The sequence below is a fragment of the Amycolatopsis aidingensis genome, from assembly GCF_018885265.1.
Classification (GTDB): Bacteria; Actinomycetota; Actinomycetes; order Mycobacteriales; family Pseudonocardiaceae; genus Amycolatopsis; species Amycolatopsis aidingensis.
Map to the genome: position 1 here is coordinate 4,083,957 of NZ_CP076538.1, position 17,843 is coordinate 4,101,799.

17 protein-coding genes are annotated in these 17,843 nt (G+C 72.1%); 9 read left to right on the forward strand and 8 right to left on the reverse strand.

What is annotated here, in order from left to right:
• Positions 1 to 139: 139 nt before the first annotated feature.
• The 3 genes from KOI47_RS18805 (at position 140) to KOI47_RS18815 (ending at position 1,304) form a co-directional block, all read left to right on the forward strand.
• Entirely contained in the window at positions 140 to 316 is a 177-nt protein-coding gene (locus KOI47_RS18805; RefSeq protein ID WP_216217765.1) for a hypothetical protein, read from the forward strand.
• A 10-nt stretch (positions 317 to 326) separates the two neighbouring features.
• Complete coding sequence (locus tag KOI47_RS18810; protein WP_232376102.1) at positions 327 to 728, forward strand: hypothetical protein; 402 nt, start codon at positions 327 to 329, stop codon at positions 726 to 728.
• 63 nt (positions 729 to 791) lie between these two features.
• Positions 792 to 1,304 carry a general stress protein gene (locus tag KOI47_RS18815; protein ID WP_216205083.1) on the forward strand — a complete coding sequence of 171 codons (513 nt, stop codon included), beginning with the start codon at positions 792 to 794 and terminating at the stop codon, positions 1,302 to 1,304.
• Positions 1,305 to 1,307: 3 nt separating this feature from the next.
• Here KOI47_RS18815 and KOI47_RS18820 read toward each other — a convergent pair whose 3' ends face one another.
• Entirely contained in the window at positions 1,308 to 2,276 is a 969-nt protein-coding gene (locus tag KOI47_RS18820) for a helix-turn-helix domain-containing protein (RefSeq protein WP_216205086.1), read from the reverse strand.
• A gap of 271 nt (positions 2,277 to 2,547) precedes the next feature.
• Between KOI47_RS18820 and KOI47_RS18825 the strand changes: the two genes are divergently transcribed.
• From KOI47_RS18825 to KOI47_RS18835, 3 genes are all read left to right on the forward strand, one after another.
• The gene (locus tag KOI47_RS18825; protein WP_216205089.1) at positions 2,548 to 3,762 is read left to right on the forward strand and encodes a M23 family metallopeptidase; all 1,215 of its coding nucleotides are present in this window, start codon (positions 2,548 to 2,550) and stop codon (positions 3,760 to 3,762) included.
• 105 nt (positions 3,763 to 3,867) lie between these two features.
• Positions 3,868 to 5,265 (forward strand): FAD-binding oxidoreductase, encoded by a 1,398-nt coding sequence (locus KOI47_RS18830; protein ID WP_216205092.1) that lies wholly within the window; start codon positions 3,868 to 3,870, stop codon positions 5,263 to 5,265.
• A gap of 38 nt (positions 5,266 to 5,303) precedes the next feature.
• Positions 5,304 to 6,569: an SAM-dependent methyltransferase gene (locus KOI47_RS18835; protein WP_216205095.1), complete on the forward strand. Its 1,266-nt coding sequence runs from the start codon at positions 5,304 to 5,306 to the stop codon at positions 6,567 to 6,569.
• Positions 6,570 to 6,578: 9 nt separating this feature from the next.
• Here the strand turns inward: KOI47_RS18835 and KOI47_RS18840 are convergent, their stop codons facing one another.
• Positions 6,579 to 7,223: a tryptophan 2,3-dioxygenase family protein gene (locus KOI47_RS18840; RefSeq protein WP_216205098.1), complete on the reverse strand. Its 645-nt coding sequence runs from the start codon at positions 7,221 to 7,223 to the stop codon at positions 6,579 to 6,581.
• A gap of 232 nt (positions 7,224 to 7,455) precedes the next feature.
• On the opposite strand from KOI47_RS18840, the gene KOI47_RS18845 reads away from it, so the two are divergent.
• Entirely contained in the window at positions 7,456 to 7,860 is a 405-nt protein-coding gene (locus KOI47_RS18845) for an SsgA family sporulation/cell division regulator (RefSeq protein ID WP_216205100.1), read from the forward strand.
• Between the two features lie 9 nt (positions 7,861 to 7,869).
• On the opposite strand, the gene KOI47_RS18850 is transcribed toward KOI47_RS18845, so the two are convergent.
• From KOI47_RS18850 to KOI47_RS18865, 4 genes are all read right to left on the reverse strand, one after another.
• Entirely contained in the window at positions 7,870 to 8,700 is an 831-nt protein-coding gene (locus tag KOI47_RS18850) for an ABC transporter ATP-binding protein (RefSeq protein ID WP_216205102.1), read from the reverse strand.
• 37 nt (positions 8,701 to 8,737) lie between these two features.
• Positions 8,738 to 9,793: a FecCD family ABC transporter permease gene (locus KOI47_RS18855; protein ID WP_232376103.1), complete on the reverse strand. Its 1,056-nt coding sequence runs from the start codon at positions 9,791 to 9,793 to the stop codon at positions 8,738 to 8,740.
• Positions 9,790 to 10,869 (reverse strand): FecCD family ABC transporter permease, encoded by a 1,080-nt coding sequence (locus KOI47_RS18860; protein ID WP_408629835.1) that lies wholly within the window; start codon positions 10,867 to 10,869, stop codon positions 9,790 to 9,792. Before KOI47_RS18860 ends, KOI47_RS18855 begins: the two co-directional genes overlap by 4 nt.
• Positions 10,870 to 10,937: 68 nt before the next feature.
• Positions 10,938 to 12,551: an amidohydrolase gene (locus KOI47_RS18865; RefSeq protein ID WP_216205104.1), complete on the reverse strand. Its 1,614-nt coding sequence runs from the start codon at positions 12,549 to 12,551 to the stop codon at positions 10,938 to 10,940.
• Positions 12,552 to 12,640: 89 nt separating this feature from the next.
• Here KOI47_RS18865 and KOI47_RS18870 point away from each other — a divergent pair, with 89 nt between their 5' ends.
• Together KOI47_RS18870 and KOI47_RS18875 are read left to right on the forward strand one after the other, a co-directional pair.
• Complete coding sequence (locus KOI47_RS18870; RefSeq protein ID WP_216205107.1) at positions 12,641 to 14,338, forward strand: ABC transporter ATP-binding protein; 1,698 nt, start codon at positions 12,641 to 12,643, stop codon at positions 14,336 to 14,338.
• Complete coding sequence (locus KOI47_RS18875) at positions 14,335 to 16,095, forward strand: ABC transporter ATP-binding protein (protein WP_216205110.1); 1,761 nt, start codon at positions 14,335 to 14,337, stop codon at positions 16,093 to 16,095. Before KOI47_RS18870 ends, KOI47_RS18875 begins: the two co-directional genes overlap by 4 nt.
• A 223-nt stretch (positions 16,096 to 16,318) precedes the next feature.
• On the opposite strand, the gene KOI47_RS18880 is transcribed toward KOI47_RS18875, so the two are convergent.
• Both KOI47_RS18880 and KOI47_RS18885 read right to left on the reverse strand, forming a co-directional pair.
• Positions 16,319 to 17,173, reverse strand: a complete 855-nt coding sequence (locus KOI47_RS18880) for an alpha/beta fold hydrolase (RefSeq protein ID WP_232376104.1) — start codon at positions 17,171 to 17,173, stop codon at positions 16,319 to 16,321.
• Between the two features lie 93 nt (positions 17,174 to 17,266).
• Positions 17,267 to 17,809: a DinB family protein gene (locus KOI47_RS18885; protein ID WP_216205115.1), complete on the reverse strand. Its 543-nt coding sequence runs from the start codon at positions 17,807 to 17,809 to the stop codon at positions 17,267 to 17,269.
• Between the last annotated feature and the right edge of the window lie 34 nt (positions 17,810 to 17,843).

Sequence of the window (17,843 nt, forward strand, 5' to 3'; positions counted from 1 at the left end):
GAAAGAAGTCCTGAATGGCCACCTGCGCATCGGGTCTCCCGGCGTATGGTGGCCTTCAGGGCGTTTGCCGGGCGATGGTTTTTCCCGTTGTGGCACGGGTAATCGCGCGGCGAGAACCCGATCAGCAAGGGAGTGACCGATGAACGACCAGACAGCGACCAGGACCGAGCAGTCGACGACCTTGTCCCGGGCCGAGCCTGCCCGCCACGGTGGCGGTACCGCGGAGCCGGGCGGTGCCACCCCGCTCGCGGGAATTCCCTCTCCCCGGGTCGAGGACGAAGAGTTCGAGCCGACGATCATTCGCGGTCGCGAGTAACCTGCTGGGTGTGCGGACCGGCATCCTCCTCCTGGCGCTCCTGCTCACCGCCTGCGGGGCGCCGGACCAGACGCCACCCGGCGAATCCAGGACCACCCCACCGGGCAGCGACCCCACGTCCACGGCACCCCCGGCCACATCCCGGCCGACGGAGCCGGGGACGCCGTCCAAGGCGCCCACCACCGCGCCACCCGGCCAGGGTGAGGTGACCGTCCGCGGCGTGGTCCAGCAGGGCGTCGAGCCCGGCTGCCTCGTGCTCAGCGGCGCCGACCGGGTCTACCTGCTGCTCGGCGAGCACGCGCGGCTGAAACCCGGCGCCGAGGTGCTGGTGCGCGGCACGCCGGAGCCCGACCTGATGACCACCTGCCAGCAGGGCACGCCACTGCGGGTCGCCGAGGTGCGCCCGGCCTGAGCCGGGAATGAGCACGCCGTCACCGGGTACCCCGGGGCAGAGGAATCCCGGAGGTGATACCTGATGGCGAGAACGAACGAGACCACCGCGCCCGCCACCCCGCAGCAGGTGGTGGCCAGCTACCCGAGCTACCAGCAGATAGAGCAGGCCGTGGACTACCTGTCCGACCAGCACTTCCCGGTGGAGCGCACGATGATCGTCGGGCGCGGGATGGAACTGGTCGAGCGGGTGACCGGCAGGCTCACCATGCTCCGCGCCGCGGGCCGTTCGGCGGGGCCCGGCGCCGTGGTCGGTGCCCTGATCGGCTGGCTGTTCGGCTGGTTCGGCTGGCTGGACCCGCTGATCGCGAGCCTGCTGCTGGCGCTGTACGGCGCCGTCTTCGGCGCGGTCATCGGTGCCCTGCTCGGCCTGATCGGGCACGCGCTGACCGGCGGGCGCCGCGACTTCAGCTCGATCCCCAGCTTCCGCGCGCGCTCGCACGACCTGCTGGTGGACACCGAGGTTGCCGAGCAGGCGAGCAACCTGCTGCGCTCGGAGGGAGCACCGGGAACCGGCGAGGCACCCGTCCCGCGCTGACCGCTACTCCCATTCCCAGCCGACGCCGAGCACCCCGGGCGGCACCTCGCGCGCGATCCGGTGCACCCACCGGCCCGAGGTCACGGTCAGCTCCTCGTCGGTATGCGAGCTGCCGTGCGGGCCGTGCCTGCTGAACCCGAAGCAGCGCACCGGTGCCGCCCCCTGGGCGAACCGCACGCTCAGCACATAGGTGTCGGCCGGGTACCGGAAACCGCGGCGGTAGTCCAGGCTGGTCACCGTGGAGTCCACGGTGAACTCGTACTCCAGCAGGTGCGTCTCCCCCACTCGCAGCCTGCGGTCGAACAGCAACTCGGCGGCGATCACCGCCGCCTCGTGGTGCCGCCGCACCTTGCCGAGCCGGCAGTTGTCCCTGGCCACGGGCGTGATGTCGGCTGCGGCGCTGCCCGGTTCGGCGCAGTACACCGCGAGGTGCCGGTCCGGGTCGTCCTCCATCGCCCGCAGCACCACCCTGGTGCGCACCGAGTGGATGGCGCGGTCCGCGCCCACCGACACCATGTCCTCCTGGCAGAACACCCGCAGCTTGTGGTCGGAGGGACCGAGTACCGGATCGATCGCCTGCGCCAGCGCCCATGCGGGCTCCAGGATGCCGTCGTAGCGACGTTCCGCGGACTGCCGGTTGGTCCACCGCCCCCGTGGCCGGGGCGGGCCGAGTAGCCCGGCGAGGGCGTGGGTGTGCAGCCCGAGAATGCTCTCGATGGCGCGCACCGCCCGCAGCGAGTCCGCCCGCTCCGGCCGGCTGCGGCCCTGCTGCCAGTAGCTGAGGCTCGCCATGCTGACCCGGATGCCACGCTGGGCGAGACGCTGGCGCAGCCCCTCCAGGGTGAGCCCGCTGCGCTCGATCGCGGCCCGCAGCGCCCGGTGGAACGGCCCGGTCCGCAACAGGATCTCCACGTCCGGCGGGTGCCGTTCGCTCCGGGCCACGGCAGGCGTCTCGCCTGCCGAAATGGTCATGCGGGACACGATATGCCTCCCGTTTCCACCCAATAATCTGTGAAAGAAAACAGTTTTTCGCGCCCGCCCCGCGGTCCGCGCGAACGGGCGCGCGGCTGCTGGGCAGGTGAGACGAGTTCTTCCGGGCCCGCGCCTGTCAACAGTATTCGGCCCCGCATTCAACGGACACAACCGACGATCGTCGGGCAGCTTGACGTGCCGGTAAGCAACCGTTTTTCTGCTCTACCCCTGCACCTCTCGATACCCGGGAGAAACACACATGTCCCCATCCATGACGTGGCGGCGCCTGCTCGCCGTCGCTGCCGGCCTGACCACCACGGCCGGGCTGCTGCTCGTCCCACAGGCGACCGCGGACACCGAACCGGCGGAGAGCCTGGACGGCTCGGTCCGCGCCGCGATGCTCACCGAACGCGGGCCGCAGACCCGCGACCTGTTCGGCACCGCCTCGCTGAGCGAACCGCTGGTCGAACCCACCCGGTTCGCGGACTCCGAGTGGGCCTTCGGCACCACCACCATCCCGGCACCCGCCGCCGAGCACACCTCCCCGCAGACCGCGCTGTTCGTCGCGCAGCACGGACCGCGGGGCTGGCGGGTGGAGCTGGACGGCACCGCCGGGTTCGTCGAACTCGCCGAGCGGGCACCGGAGTCCGTGGTCAGCTCCGCCGAGAAGGAGCTGTTCGCCAGCAACTTCGCCGCGGCGAACCAGGCCGCGCCGATGGCCGACACCGGGCTCGGGCTGCCCTGGCAACAGGGCGTCGCCTGGTGGATGGGCGGTGGCCCGCACGGCAACAGCGGCAATAGCCGCCCGTTCAGCTCGATCGACTTCAACGGCGGGGACGGCCGGGTGCTCTCGGCCGGCCCTGGCCGGGTGTACAAGAGCTGCGTCCGCGGCCGCAGCGCGCTGGTGAAGGTGGTGCACCCCAACGGGTACAGCACGACCTACTACCACATGTACAACCTGACCAACCTTTCCGACGGCAGCTCGGTGCGCACCGGCACCTACCTCGGGCACATCGGCAACGAACTGCCCTGCGGCGGGTCCAGCTCGGGCGCGCATGTCCACCTGTCCCTGCTGCGCGGCGACTCGCACATCAGCGTGGACAACATGACCATCGGCGGCTGGACCTTCCAGGAAGGCGCCCGCGCCTACGGCGGTTACGCCCAGCGCGGCGGGACCACCGTCGGCCGCGGCGGCAGGCTGACCAACTACGGCCCGGGGGACGCGCCCGAGGGGCCCACCGGAACGGTGGACAGTGGCCAGTACGACCGGGTGAACCTGCGCTCGGGGCCCGGGCTGGACTACTCGATCGTCGGCACGGTGACCGATGGCACGGTCGTGGGAATCGACTGCACCGCGCGCGGTGACTACGTGGACGGGGTGTGGGGCAGCACCGACCTGTGGAACCGGCTGGACAGCGGCAGCTGGATCAGCGACGGGTTCCTCTACACCGGGTCGAATGATCCGGTGGCCCCGGCCTGCACCTGAGCCTGTTCCTGAACGCTCACCTTCCCCGCCGGGGGCGATACTCGCCCCCGGCGGGGACCGCGCAATCCAGTGGCGCACCGGGCTGCGCGAGGTCAGGATGAAGGTATGTCGTCCGGCACAGCCAGCGAAACGGCAGGCACCCGGTCCCCGGGAACACACCAGGCCCGGGTGGCCGAACTCCGCGCGCAGCTGGCCCGGCTGCCGTCCGGGGCACCGGTCCGGCTCGCCAAACGCACCTCGAACCTCTTCCGCGGACGTTCCGGCCCCGGGGCAGGCGGCCTGGATGTCTCCGGCTTCACCCATGTGCTCGAGGTCGACCCGGTCGGCAGGACCGCCGAGGTCGAGGGAATGGTCACCTACGAGCAGCTGGTGGACGCCACCCTGCCGCATGGCCTGATGCCGCTGGTGGTGCCCCAGCTCAAGAGCATCACTCTCGGCGGTGCCGTCACCGGCCTCGGCATCGAGTCCACCTCGTTCCGATGCGGCATGCCGCACGAGTCGGTGCTGGAGATGGAGATCCTCACCGGCGACGGGGAGATCGTGCTCGCCCGGCCGGACAACGAGCACCAGGCGCTGTTCCACGGCTTCCCCAACTCCTACGGCACCCTCGGCTACGTACTGCGGCTGCGGATCGAGCTGGAGCCGGTGCTGCCGTATGTGCGGTTGCGGCACCTGCGCTACACCGAGGCGGAGGCCTACTTCGCCGCGCTCGCCGCCGCCTGCGACACCCGCGTGCACGGCGGTGAGCCGGTGGACTTCGTGGACGGCACGGTGTTCGGCCCCGGCGAGCTGTACCTGACCCTGGGCACCTTCACCGAACACGCCCCGCATACCAGCGACTACACGCACCTGGACATCTACTACCGCTCGATTCCGCGCCGGGCGGTCGACCATCTCACGGTGCGGGACTACCTGTGGCGCTGGGACACCGACTGGTTCTGGTGCTCGGCCGCGCTCGGCGTGCAGCATCGTCCCGTGCGCAGGCTGCTGGGCAGGCGGCTGTTGCGCTCGGATGTCTACTGGAAGGTCGCGGCGTTCGAACGCAGGCACGGCATCACCCGCGCGCTGCGCGGGCTGCTGGGCAGGCCGCGCAGGGAACCGGTGATCCAGGACATCGAGGTGCCGGTGCGGCGCGCGGCGGAGTTCCTCGACTTCTTCCAGCGCGAGATCGGGATCAGCCCGGTCTGGGTCTGCCCGATCCGTCAGCGCGGCACCGCCCACTGGCCGCTGTACCAGCTGGATCCGGCCACGCTGTATGTGAACTTCGGCTTCTGGTCCTCGGTCCAGCTGGCTCCCGGCGAGCCCGAGGGCAGCCGCAACCGGCTGATCGAGCGCACGGTCACCGAGCTGGAGGGGCACAAGTCGCTGTACTCCGACAGTTACTACGACGAGGACACCTTCTGGCGCCTGTACAACGGCGCGGCCTACCGCGAGCTCAAGAAGCGGTACGACCCGGCGGGAAGGCTGCTCGACCTGTACCAGAAATGCGTAGGAGCACGTTAGAACGACATCCGCAACCGCGAGGCAAGGGGTGAAACAGTATGCGCCGGTCACGGCCGAAGCTTGCCCGGACCTTCGAATACGTCCTCGGGCCCCAGACGCCGCTGAGGATCACCGCCTACGACGGCAGCAGCGTCGGCCCACCCGACGCCCCGGCGGGAATCGAGCTGACCTCGCCCACCGCGCTGAGCTACCTGCTGACCGCGCCGGGGCAGCTCGGCCTCGCCCGCGCCTATGTCACCGGGCACCTGCGGGTATTCGGGGACGTCTACACCGTGCTGCGCACGCTGGCCCCATGGGCGAACGGCCTGGACTGGCGGTCGGCCCTGCGGGTGCTGCGCGACCTCGGCCCCGGCCACCTGCGCAGGCTGCCGCCACCAGCCGAGGAGATGCCCGGCCGGTTCCGCCGCGGGGTGCGCGGCCTGCGGCATTCCAAGGGCAGGGACTCGCAGGCGATCTCCCGGCACTACGACGTCTCGAACCGCTTCTACGAGCTGGTGCTCGGGCCGTCGATGGCCTACACCTGCGCCTGTTTCCCCACCGAGGACGCCACCCTGGACCAGGCGCAGGCGCACAAGTTCGACCTGGTATGCCGCAAGCTGGACCTGCGGCCGGGCATGCGGCTGCTGGATGTCGGCTGTGGCTGGGGCGGCATGGTGGCGCATGCGGCCAAGCACTACGGGGTGCACGCGCTCGGCGTGACCCTGTCCCGGCAGCAGGCGCAGTGGGGGCAGAAGCACATCGTCGCCGAGGGGCTGGCCGACCGGGTGGAGGTCCGGCATCTCGACTACCGGGACGTGACCGAGACCGGCTTCGACGCGGTCTCCTCCATCGGCCTCACCGAGCACGTCGGCGCCCGTAACCTGCCAGGCTACTTCCGGTTCCTCGCCGGGAGGCTGCGGCCGGGCGGACGGCTGCTGAACCACTGCATCACCCGGCCGACCACCCAGGACCCACACCGGACCGGGCCGTTCATCGACCGCTACGTGTTCCCGGACGGTGAGCTGGAGGGCATCGGCGAGATCCTGGCGGCCATGCAGGACAACGGGTTCGAGGTGCGGCACGAGGAGAACCTCCGCGAGCACTACGCGCGCACCCTGGCCGGGTGGTGCGCCAACCTGGACGCCGCCTGGGACGAGGCGGTGGCCGAGGCCGGCCTTGGCAGGGCGCGGGTGTGGGCGCTGTACATGGCCGCGTCCCGGCTGTCCTTCGAGCGCAGGCACATCGAGCTGCACCAGGCACTCGGCGTGAAGGTGGGCGAGGACGGCGACGCCAGGATGCCGCTACGCCCGGACTGGGGTGTGTAGCCCAGGCGCTCAGGGCCTGCGCTCGAGGTCCGGCAGGCGGGGAAACGCGATCCGTAGCCGGGAACGCATCAGCGGGATGCCGCCGGTACCGCCGGAGTGCAACCCGCGCGCGGCCAGCTCGGCATGCCGGGCCTGCCAGGACCACATCGCCAGGGCCAGCCGCTTCATCGACCCGGCCAGCTCCGGCACCCCCTCCGCCGCACAACTGCGGCGGCGCAGCACCCGCAGCAGCGCGGCCTCCAGTGGACTCGGGGTGCCGGCCAGCCCCATCACCTCCAGCAGCCGGGTGAGCTGCTCGGAGTGCCCGGCCCCGATCGAGCCGACCCGGCAGCGCAGCCTGGCCAGCTGCTGTTGCGGCAGCTGCCACAGCAGCGCCAGCTGGCCGGTGAGCTGGGAAAGCACCGCGGTGGCCCGGTCCACCCTGCGGGTGGCGGCGGCGAGTTCCGGCCGCGCCGAGTCCAGATCCTGCACCGCCGAGCCGAGATCCAGCAGCACCTGGCGCAGCAGCAGCTCCGAAGCCTGCTGCACCACGATGAACAGATGTTCACCCGCATACGCGTCACCGGGACCCGCCTGTCCCTCGGCGGCCCGCGGGCACTGTAACCGGAGTAGCTCGCCCAGCCGCAGGTAGCGGCCGTAACGCCCCGCGGCCATTACACCACCTCCGGAAGCACACGGTAATCGAACGAACTCCTCGGGTGAAGATCCACTGGTCATGAGGCCCACGCGAGGTGGCAACCCAGTGTGACCCACACCACGCTGATCACCGCCCGTACACCCGATCACGTGAAAGATCCGGGCCGGCGCGTCACGAACCGTTCCGGGGGCCATCACTCCAGCATCGAGCCCGTTCGCCTTCGCGCGAACCAGACCGGAGGGGTGACACGTGAGCACCGACGCCGTACACCAGCATCAGTTCGTGTCGCTGAACGGCTGCGCCCTGCCCGTTCGTTCGCGTTGTTCGTACCTGAGGAGAGAGCCGTTCGCGGTCGGCATCGCCTTCCAGGTGGAACGCGGCCAGTGGGTGGAGTGGTCCTTCGCACGGGACCTCCTGGTGGCCGGGCTCAGCGAGCCGGCCGGGATCGGCGACGTCCGGGTGCGCCCGGATCTCTCGGTCGACGAGGACTACCTCATCCTCGAGCTGGAGTCCCCGGACGGCTACGCCGTGGTGGAGATGCTGCGCGAGGATGTGGAACGGTTCCTGGACGCCACCATCGCGCTGGTCCCGCTCGGCGCCGAGGAGGACCACTTCGACGTCGAGTCGCTGATCGACGAGATCACCAACGTCTGAGCCGACCCGCTACGACGCGGCCCGGGCGGCCGCCGAGGTGTCCGCCGCTGCGGCCCGCCCGCGCCGCAGCGGCACTACCAGCGGTGTGCCGGTCTCCGGGTCCTCGATGACCCGGCAGGGCAGGCCGAAGACCTCCTCGACCAGCTCCGCCGTGACGATCTCGGTCGGCTCTCCCTCGGCGGCGATCTCGCCACCCGGCCGCATCACGATCAGGTGGGTGGCATACCGGCAGGCCTGGTTCAGGTCGTGCAGCACCGCGACCAGCGTGTGCCCCTTCTCCTCGTGCAGGTCCGCGCACAGGTCCAGCACCTCGACCTGATGCGCGATGTCCAGGAACGTGGTGGGTTCGTCCAGCAGCAGGATGGCGGTCTGCTGGGCCAGCACCATGGCCAGCCAGACCCGCTGCCGCTGCCCGCCGGACAGCTCGTCCACCAGCCTGCCGGACAGCTCCAGCACGCCGGTCAGCCGCATCGACTCGGTGACCACCGCCTCGTCCTGCTCCGACCACTGCCGCAGCAGCCGCTGGTGCGGGTAGCGGCCGCGCGCGACCAGGTCCCCGACGGTGATCCCGCCCGGCGCGATCGAGGTCTGCGGCAGCAGCCCCAGCCTGCGGGCCACCTCCCGGGAGCGGTACGTGGAGATCACCGAGCCGTCCAGGTACACCGCTCCGGTACGCGGTTTGAGCATCCGGGCCAGCGCCTTGAGCAAGGTCGACTTTCCGCAGGCGTTCGGCCCGACGATCACGGTGAACGAGCCGTCCGGGACCGCCACTCCGAGGTCGGTGGCCACGGTCCGCTGGTCGTAGGCCAGCGTCAGGTTGTCCGCGTACAGCCGGGTCATCGATGGTGTCCTTCCTTGCCGAAGCCGCCGGGCGTGGTCACGCCCGGCCCCTGCGCCATTCCGAGGTGAGCAGCCAGATCAGGTAGAGCCCGCCGAGCGTGCCGGTGGCGGTACCGACCGGCAGCTGGGTATCGTCGAACAGCCGTTGCACCGCGAAGTCCCCGCAGGCCAGCAGCAGCGCCCCGAGCAGAGCCGCTGGCAGCAGGCCGGCACCGGCCGCGCGGGTCAGCCTGCGGGCCAGTTGCGGGGCGGCCAGCGCCAGGAACCAGATCGGCCCGGTGGCCGCCGTCGCCACGGCCGCGAGGCCGACGCTCACCCCCAGCAGCACCAGCCTGGCGCGCTCGACGCCCACGCCAAGGCCGGTCGCGGCCTCGTCCCCGAGTTCCAGCAGGGCCAGCCTGCGGCTGTAGTACATGCCGAGCGGCAACAGCACCGCCACCGCGAGGCCGACGGCCAGCACCTGGTCCCATCCCCGCCCGTTCACACTGCCGACCAGCCAGGCCTGCGCCGCCAGCGCGTCGGTCAGGCTCGCCTTGGTGATCAGGTAGGAGTTCGCGGCCAGCGCCATCGCGCTGATCCCGATGCCGACGAGGATGAAGCGGTATCCCTGCACCCCGCCGCTGTAGGCGAGCAGGTAGATCAGCACGGCGCAGCACGCCCCACCGACCAGCGCCCCACCGGAGATCTGCAGCATGCTGCCGTCCAGCAGCACGATGACCACCAGCGCTCCGGTGGCCGAGCCGTAGGTGAACCCGATGACATCCGGACTGCCGAGCGGGTTTCCGGACAGCCGCTGCAACACGGCACCGCTCGCGCCGAGGGCCGCGCCGACGAGCAGCGCGGTCAGCAGGCGGGGCAACCGGAGCGTGTGCACGATGAACTCGGCGCCTGACGCGCCCTGCCCGAGCAGCGTGGACAGCACTTCCCCGAAGGAGAGTTCGTATTCGCCGGTGGTCAGGGAGAGCAGGCCGATACCGAACACGCCCACGGCCAGCGCCACGCATACCGCGGCGCTGCGGCCGTCGAACCGCAGCGAGACCGCGCCGCCCCGGCTGCGCAGCACCCGCCCGGCCACCGCGGTGCCTGCCCTCACAGCGAACCCAACTTCCGCTTGCGGCACAGCGCAATGAACAGCGGCGCGCCGAGGAACGCGGTCACGATGCCCACCTGCACCTCGCCGGGACCGGCGATGACCCTGCCCAGCACGTCCGAGCCGACCAGCAGGGTCGGCGCGAGCACCAGCGAGTAAGGCAGCACCCAACGCTGGTCCGGTCCGACGATCATCCTGGCGATATGCGGTACGGCGAGCCCCACGAACGCGATCGGCCCCGCCGCGGCCGTGGCGGCGCCGCACAGCAGGGTGGCGGCCAGCGCGCCGAGCGCCCTGGTCCGGCCGATGTGCGCGCCCAGCGCGCGGCCCAACTGGTCGCCCATGGCCAGCGCGTTCAGCGGTCGCGTCAGCAGCAGCGCGAGTAGCACCCCCGCCACCACCAGCGGCAGCACCGGCCACACCACGTCCAGGTCCCGCCCGGCGAGCGAGCCCACGTTCCAGAACCGGAACTCGTCGAATGCCCGCGGATGGAGCAGCAACACGGCGGTGTTGAAGGCGTACAGCACGGCGGTCACCGCGGCACCGGCCAGCACCAGCCGTTCCGGGGTGGCCACCGCCCTGCCCGCCGAGCCGATCGTGTAGACCACCACGGTGGCCACCGCGGCACCGGCGACCGCGAACCACAGGTAACCCGGCACCGTGGACACCCCGAGGAAGGCGATCCCGACCACCACCCCGGTGGCGGCGCCGAGGCTCACCCCGAGCACCCCGGGTTCGGCAAGCGGGTTGCGGGTGATCGCCTGCATCAACGCGCCGGACAGCCCGAGCGCGACCCCCACCAGCACGCCCACCACGGTGCGCGGGATCCGGTAGGCATGGATGATGACGGCGTTCTCCGACCCGTCGGGGTGCCACAGCAGGTCCCAGGTGGCACCGAACGGGATACCCCTGGTACCCAGCCAGACGCTGAGCAGGAGCACCAGTGCCAGCGCCCCGAAGGCCGCCAGCAGGCCGATCCCCCGCAGGGCGCGCAGGCCGCGGGAAGCCGGCGGCTGGAGCGACGCGGTGCCGCCGTCAACCGCCCCGCCCGCGGGGGCGGCGCGCTGCGCCACCGACACGAAGACCTCCTGCCCGGCCGCCCGGCCCGCGACCTTACTTAAGGTTAGGCTAACTGAAGGCCGTCGGCTCAAGGAACATGCGTGCCCGATTCACCGAGGCCGAGGTCGGTGCCGTGAGTGACCAACGCACCGTCCTCGGCGCTCACCGTGGCAACGACCTCGATCGCCCCGATCTCCTCCGGTGGCACCCGGTGCGGGTCGTCCCCGAGCACCACCAGGTCGGCCAGCTTCCCCGGCTCGATCGTGCCGAGCTCGCGCTCCCGGTGGCAGGCGTGGGCCGCGCCAGCGGTGTAGGCGTACACGGCATCGGACACGCCGACGGCCTCACCCGGACCGACCGGCAGGCCTGCCTCGGTGGTGCGTTGTACCAGGAACTGGATCGCCCGCAGCGGCGCGCCGCTGGTCACCGGCCGGTCCGAGCTGCCGACAAGCGGCACACCGTGGTCGAGGAACCCGCGTCCCCGGTACAGCCACGGCGCCCGCTTCGGACCCATGATCGCCGCGTAGTCGTCCCCGAGGTAGGTGAGGAAGTTCGGCTGCACCACGGCGCTCGCCCCGACGCGGGCGAACCGCGGGAGTTGGTCCGGCCGCACCAGCCCGGCGTGCTCGACGCGGTGCCGGGCATCCGGCCGCGGCCGTTCCCGCTGCGCCTGCTCCAGCGCGTCCAGCGCCAGGTCCACCGCCCTGTCCCCGATCGCGTGCACGGCCAGCTGCCACCCTGCCCGGTGCCCCTGCACGATGGTGGTGGTCAGCTCCGCGGGGTCGGCGAACAGCTGCCCCGAGTGCTCCAGCCCCACGTAGGGCTCGGTGAGCGCCGCCGTGCGGGGCATCATGCCGCCGTCGGTGAACACCTTGAGCGCGCCGATAGACAGCCGGTCCCCGCCGAAACCGGTACGCATCCCCACCCCGACCGCGCGGGCGATGTCGTCGGCAGGGTGGGCTCCGGCCGGCCGCAGCACGTCCGCGGCGATCATCGCCTGCACCCGCACCGGCAGCCTGCCGGCGGCCAGCGCGTCCTGGTACGCGACGAGCTCGACCGGGCTGTGCCCGATCAGCCCGCCGCCGATCCCGGCCTCGGCCACCGCGGTGATGCCCTCGGCGCGGCAGGCCCTGCCCGCGAGCTCGATGGCCGCCACCAGTTCCGCGGTCGAGTAGGGCTGGCGCACCGCGCGCACGGCGGCCATTCCGGCCTCGGCGAACACCCCGTCCTCGTGCGGCAGGTCGGCAGGCAGTTGGTCCAGCACGGCGCTGTTCACCACGCAGGCGTGGCCCGAGTCGTGTACCAGCAGGATCTTCCGACCGGCGGCCACGGTGTCCAGCTCGGCGGCGGTCAGGTGGCGGCCGAGGGGCCGCTGGTCGTAGCCGCCGATGTCCACCCACTCCCCCGGCTGCCTGCGCTGCGCCGCCTCGCGGATCACGGCCAGCATCCTCGGCACACCCTCGTGCGGGTTCACCATGGTCCGGCCGGCCGCGAGCCCGGTCCAGGCCAGGTGCACGTGCGCGTCGAGGAAGCCGGGCAGCACGGTGGCGCCCTGCAGGTCCACCTCGCGCCGGGCGGGCAGGGCCGAGACCGCCTCGTCCACGCCGACGATCCGGCCCCGCCACAGCCCGATCTCGCGGGCCACGCTCCGGCCGGTGTCCATGGTGTGCACGGTGGCGTTGACCAGCCGTACGTCGAGCATCCGTCCTCCCGCTGCGGGTCCGGCTTCCGGTGTTCCGACTTAGAGTAGCCTTACCTACTAATCGGCGAAGCTGGGTGGAGGTGGTCACCGTGCGCGCGCAACCCGCCGAACCGACCGGTCCCCGGGTGCTCCGCGGCGCCGTCGCCGGCCAGCGGGGCCGGATCGCGGTGGCCTGCGTGCTGGCCGCCGGGCACCAGGGCGGGGAGGCACTGGTGCCGGTGGTGATCGGCGTGGTGATCGACCAGGCGGTGGCCACCGGGGATGCCGGTGCGTTGCTGTGGTGGTTGGCCGGCCTGGCGGGGTTGTTCGTCACGTTGTCGTTCTGCTATCGGTTCGGCGCCCGTGCCGCCGAGCGGGCCGCCGAGCAGGCGGCGCACGGGTTGCGGATCCAGCTGAGCCGTCGGGTGCTCGACCCGCACGGCGGCGCCGAAGCCGGCCGGTTGCCGGGTGCGCTGGTGAACATCGCCACCGGGGACGCCAAGCGGGTCGGCGCGGTGTGCGGGGTGCTCCCGTTCGGCTTGGCCGGGTTGGTCGGCTTGCTGGTCAGTACGGTCGCCTTGCTCCGTATCTCGGTGCCGCTGGGGTTGCTGGTACTGCTCGGCACCCCGCCCCTGCTGTGGCTGGCCCACCTGATCGGGCGACCGCTGGAGCGGCGCAGCGGGGTGGAGCAGGAACGTGCCGCGCACGCCTCCGGCGTGGCCGCCGACCTGGTGCGCGGGCTGCGAGTGCTCAAGGGCATCGGCGCCGAGGCCGCCGCGGTGGACCGGTACCGGCGCACCAGCCGCACCTCACTCGCCGCGACCCTGCGCGCGGCGCGGGCACAGGCCTGGCACGACGGGGCGATTCTCGCGCTGACCGGGGTGTTCATCGCGCTGGTCGCGCTGGTCGGCGGGCACCTTGCCATCGAGGGCGCGATCAGCATCGGCGGGCTGGTCGCGGCGGTCGGGCTGGCCCAGTTCCTGCTCACCCCGTTTCAGATCTTCTCCTTCGTCAACGCGGAGCTGGCGCAGGGCCGGGCTTCGGCGGAACGGGTGGCCTCGGTGCTGGCCGCGCCGCCCGCGGTGGGACCGGGGCGGGCACGGCTGCCGGCCCCGGTGACCGGGGCCGTGCGGCTGTGTGGGGTTCGGCACGGCGCGCTACGCGGGATCGATCTCGACCTCGCGCCGGGCGCGCTGACCGGGGTGGTGACCACCGACCCAGCCTGCGCCACCGATCTGTTGGCCTGCCTCGGCAGAGAGGCCGACCCGGCGCAGGGCACGATCGAGGTGGACGGGGTGTCGCTGGCCGAGCTACCACCGCAGGAGCTGCGCGGCGCGGTGCTGGTGGCCGCGCATGACGCGGATCTGTTCGAGGGCAGCCTGCTGGACAACGTGGCCGCGGGGACGGAAGCCGCGGAGGTGGAGCGCGCGCTGGCCGCCGCGGCGGCGGACGAGGTGGCCGCGAGCCTTCCGCACGGGTCGGCGACCCTGCTGGCCGAGCGGGGCCAGTCGCTGTCCGGCGGCCAGCGTCAACGGGTCGCCCTGGCTCGCGCGCTGGCGGCGCAGGCCCCGGTGCTGGTGTTGCACGACCCGACCACGGCCGTGGACGCGGTGACCGAGTCCAGGATCGCCGCGGAGCTGGTCCGCATGCGGGCCGGGCGCACGACGATCCTGGTGACCACCAGCCCGGCGTTGCTCGCGGTGGCCGACCGGGTGGTGCTGCTGGCCGAGGGCATGGTGGCCGCCGACGGCCGGCACACCGACCTGGTGCGGGAGAGCGCGGACTACCGAGCGGCGGTGTTGGCATGAACCCCCCACCACGGGAGCTGCTGCCCACGGCAACCGGGGCACGGACCAGGGCGGTGCTCGGTGAGCTGCTGCGGCCCCGCCGGGGTCTGGCCGCGGGGTCGTTCCTGGCGCTGCTGGTGGCCACCGGAATCGGCCTGCTCACCGCGCCGTTGCTCGGGCACATCGTGGACCTGGTGGTGGGGCAGCGTGGGCCGGGGGCGCTCACCGTGCCAGTGCTGCTGCTGGTGCTGGTGGCCCTGGCGCGTGGGGTGACCAACGCGTTCGGGCTCGGCCTCGTTGCCCGGCTCGGTGAGGGGATGCTGGCCACACTGCGCGAGCGGTTCGTGGCGCGGGCGCTGTCGCTCCCCCTGGAGCAGGTGGAGCGGGCCGGTTCCGGTGACCTCACCGCTCGGGTCACCAACGATGTCACGGTGATCGCCAAGTCGGTCCGGGACGCGCTGCCCGAGCTGGGGCGTTCCGCGCTGACCATCGGGCTGACCCTGGTCGGGTTGACCGTGCTGGACTGGCGTTTCCTGCTCGCCGCGTTGCTGGCCGCGCCGATCCAGTGGCATACGGTGCGCTGGTACATGCGCAGGGCGGTGCCGCTGTACGCGGCGCAGCGGGTCGCCGTCGGTGCGCAGCAACAGCAGTTGCTGGACACGGTGGGTGGAGCACGGACCGTGCGCGCGTTCCGGCTGGCCGAGCACCAGGTGGAGCGGGTGACCGAACGCTCGCGGAGCGCGGTGGACCTGGCGCTGCGCGGGATCCGGCTGGTGACCCGGTTCTTCGCCCGGCTGAACCTTGCCGAGTTCGTCGGGCTGGCCGCGGTGCTGGCGACCGGGTTCCTGCTGGTGGACGCGGGTGCGGTCAGTGTGGGCACGGCGACCGCGGCGGCGCTGTACTTCCACAGCCTGTTCAACCCGATCAACGCGGCGCTGGCGCTGGTGGATGACGCGCAGGCCGCAGGGGCCAGTTTGGCCCGGCTGGTCGGTGTCGCGGACCTGCCGCCGGAGCGGGAGACCCCGGGGGCGGTGAGCCCGGTGGACGCGTCGGTGAAGGCCGCCGCGGTGCGGCACGAGTACCAGCAGGGGCACGAGGTGCTACGGCAGGTCGACCTGGACATCGGCACGGGGGAACGGATCGCGCTGGTTGGCGCCAGCGGTGCGGGCAAGACCACGCTGGCCAAACTGATCGCCGGCGTGCACCGGCCCACCGGCGGGTCGATCCGGCTCGGCGGGGTCGGGCTGGCCGAGCTCGGCCCCGCGGGCGTGCGCCGCAGCGTGGCGCTGATCAGCCAGGAGGTGCACGTGTTCGCCGGTCCGCTCGCGGAGGATCTGCGGTTGGTCGCGCCGGGGGCGGACGAGCGGGAACTGCGCGCCGCGCTGGCCCGTACCGGCGCGCTCGCCTGGGTCGATGCGCTGCCGGAGGGGCTGGACACCGTGGTCGGGGACGGAGGGCACCGGCTCACCGTCACCCAGGCCCAGCAACTCGCGCTGACCAGGCTGGTACTGGCAGACCCGCCGATCGCGATCCTGGACGAGGCCACGGCGGAGGCGGGCAGCGCGGGCGCGCGGGCGCTGGAACGCGCAGCGGACCAGGCCCTTGCCGGGCGTACCGGCCTGGTGGTGGCGCACCGGCTCACCCAGGCCGCCGCGGCCGGCCGGATCGTGGTGCTGGACGCGGGCCGCGTGGTGGAAACCGGCACCCACGAGCAGTTGCTGGCCGCCGGTGGCCGGTACGCCACCCTCTGGCGGGCCTGGTCGGACACCCGCACCTGACCCACCCATCGTGTTTGCCGTTCCCGCGCACGCGTTGGCCGCTCACATCCGCGCGTTGGCCGCTCACATCCGCGCGTTGGCCGCTCACATCCGCGCGTTGGCCGTTCCCGCGCGGGTGTTGGCTGCCCACGCCCCGCCGTTGGCCGCTCCGGTAACCGGGTGGCCGCCCAGGCACCCGAGTTCCGGATTCTCGCCAGCTTCCCTGACTGGCGGAGCCTGGGTTTCAGCCGGCGAGGAAGTCGCGGATCTTGTTGCTGATCGCTGGCCAGTCGCGGCTGAGCCAGATGAAGTGGCTGTCGGCGGCGCTTTCGACCAGGTTACTGTGCTGGACCGTCGAGGCGAGTGCTTCGGCGTGGGTGAACGGTACGGAGCCGTCGTTGCGGCTGGCGATGATGAGGGTGGGCTGGGTGACCCGGCCGACCCGGTCGCGAATGGCGGCGAGATCGTTGCGGAAACCCTGGCCGGACCGCATCCGGGAGAACAGCTCGAGCAGCGTCTGGCGGTCTTCGGCGGTCAGCGCCGTCAGGACCCGCCGGGCGGGAAGAGTGGTGAGGTCGCCCAGCAGCATGCGCAGGCCAAGGCCTGGCGTGGTGCGGATGATCGCGCGTACCGCCGACCAGGTGAGGTGTTCGGTGGCGGGGGCGAATGCGAGCCGGGCGGCCAGGCGGGTTGGCGTGTCCGGCCAGGGAAGAGGGCCGACCGCGCTTTGCAGGATGACTCGCTCGACGAGGTCCGGGTGGCGGACAGCCGTCGCCATCGCGGTGGGGCCGCCGGCCGAGACGCCGACGGCGGCCGCGACCCGGGTGATGCCGAGGTGGTCACACAGCGCGCGGGTGACGTCTGCGAATCCGCTGGTCGTTGTGCCGGTGGCCAGGGGGGTGCGGCCGTAGCCCGGGCGGGAGGGCACGAGTACCGAGTAGCCGGCATCGGCGAAGGTCTGCTCACCGAGCGCGAGTCCGGCGTGCATGTGCCCGCCGTGGAGCATCACGACCGTGGAACCGCCACGTTGGTCAAACCGGTACTCGACCGTCCCGTGCTCCAGGTCCGCGGTTGCGGTGAGACGTGCGACGCCGGTCATGCCAGCCATGATGCTCTGTCGGTGCTTCGGCGAGCCGGGTGGCACGTTTGCATGGTTCACCAACCTGTGTCTGCCACGTTCGGTCGCTGCGCGCTACGCCCCGGTCGCGCCGTCGATCCGCTCGCGCAGCAGGTCGGCGTGACCGTTGTGCCGGGCGTACTCGGTGGTCATATGCACCAGTAGCCACCGCAGGGAAAACGGCTCCCCGGCGCGCCGGGTGACGCCCATCCGGTCCAGGGACGCACCGGCCACGATCTCCCGGGAGCGGCCGCACTCCGCACGCCACACCGTGAACGCCTCGCCGACATCCCCGTCGAGCCGATCGAAGTCCTGCTCGGGGTCGTCGTCGGAGTAGTACAGCATCGGCACGCTCTCCCCCGCGAACTGGATGCGGAACCACCACCGCTCCACCCCGGCCAGGTGCCGCACCAGGCCGTGCAGGCTGAGCCCGGACGGTGGCACGCCCTGCTCGGAAAGCCGTTCCGGATCCACGTCCGCGCACTTGAGCGCGAAGGTCTCCCGGTGCCAGTCCAGGAAGGTGGTCAGGATCTCGCGCTCGTCCCCGGTGCGCGGCACGTCGGCGCGGGTACCCGCGGTCCACTGCTGCGAGTAGTTCTGCGGCGGGATCTCGGTCATGGCCCGAGCCTGCCAGAGCCCACCGACGGAAACC

Excerpts from the sequence above, each read along its gene's own strand:
- KOI47_RS18815 (WP_216205083.1), top strand. The coding sequence starts at position 792 with ATGGCGAGAACGAACGAGACCACCGCGCCCGCCACCCCGCAGCAGGTG.
- KOI47_RS18805 (WP_216217765.1), top strand. The coding sequence starts at position 140 with ATGAACGACCAGACAGCGACCAGGACCGAGCAGTCGACGACCTTGTCC.
- KOI47_RS18820 (WP_216205086.1), bottom strand. The coding sequence starts at position 2,276 with ATGACCATTTCGGCAGGCGAGACGCCTGCCGTGGCCCGGAGCGAACGG.
- KOI47_RS18885 (WP_216205115.1), bottom strand. The coding sequence starts at position 17,809 with ATGACCGAGATCCCGCCGCAGAACTACTCGCAGCAGTGGACCGCGGGT.
- KOI47_RS18825 (WP_216205089.1), top strand. The coding sequence starts at position 2,548 with ATGACGTGGCGGCGCCTGCTCGCCGTCGCTGCCGGCCTGACCACCACG.
- KOI47_RS18850 (WP_216205102.1), bottom strand. The coding sequence starts at position 8,700 with ATGACCCGGCTGTACGCGGACAACCTGACGCTGGCCTACGACCAGCGG.
- KOI47_RS18840 (WP_216205098.1), bottom strand. The coding sequence starts at position 7,223 with ATGGCCGCGGGGCGTTACGGCCGCTACCTGCGGCTGGGCGAGCTACTC.
- KOI47_RS18875 (WP_216205110.1), top strand. The coding sequence starts at position 14,335 with ATGAACCCCCCACCACGGGAGCTGCTGCCCACGGCAACCGGGGCACGG.
- KOI47_RS18830 (WP_216205092.1), top strand. The coding sequence starts at position 3,868 with ATGTCGTCCGGCACAGCCAGCGAAACGGCAGGCACCCGGTCCCCGGGA.
- KOI47_RS18865 (WP_216205104.1), bottom strand. The coding sequence starts at position 12,551 with ATGCTCGACGTACGGCTGGTCAACGCCACCGTGCACACCATGGACACC.
- KOI47_RS18880 (WP_232376104.1), bottom strand. The coding sequence starts at position 17,173 with ATGACCGGCGTCGCACGTCTCACCGCAACCGCGGACCTGGAGCACGGG.
- KOI47_RS18835 (WP_216205095.1), top strand. The coding sequence starts at position 5,304 with ATGCGCCGGTCACGGCCGAAGCTTGCCCGGACCTTCGAATACGTCCTC.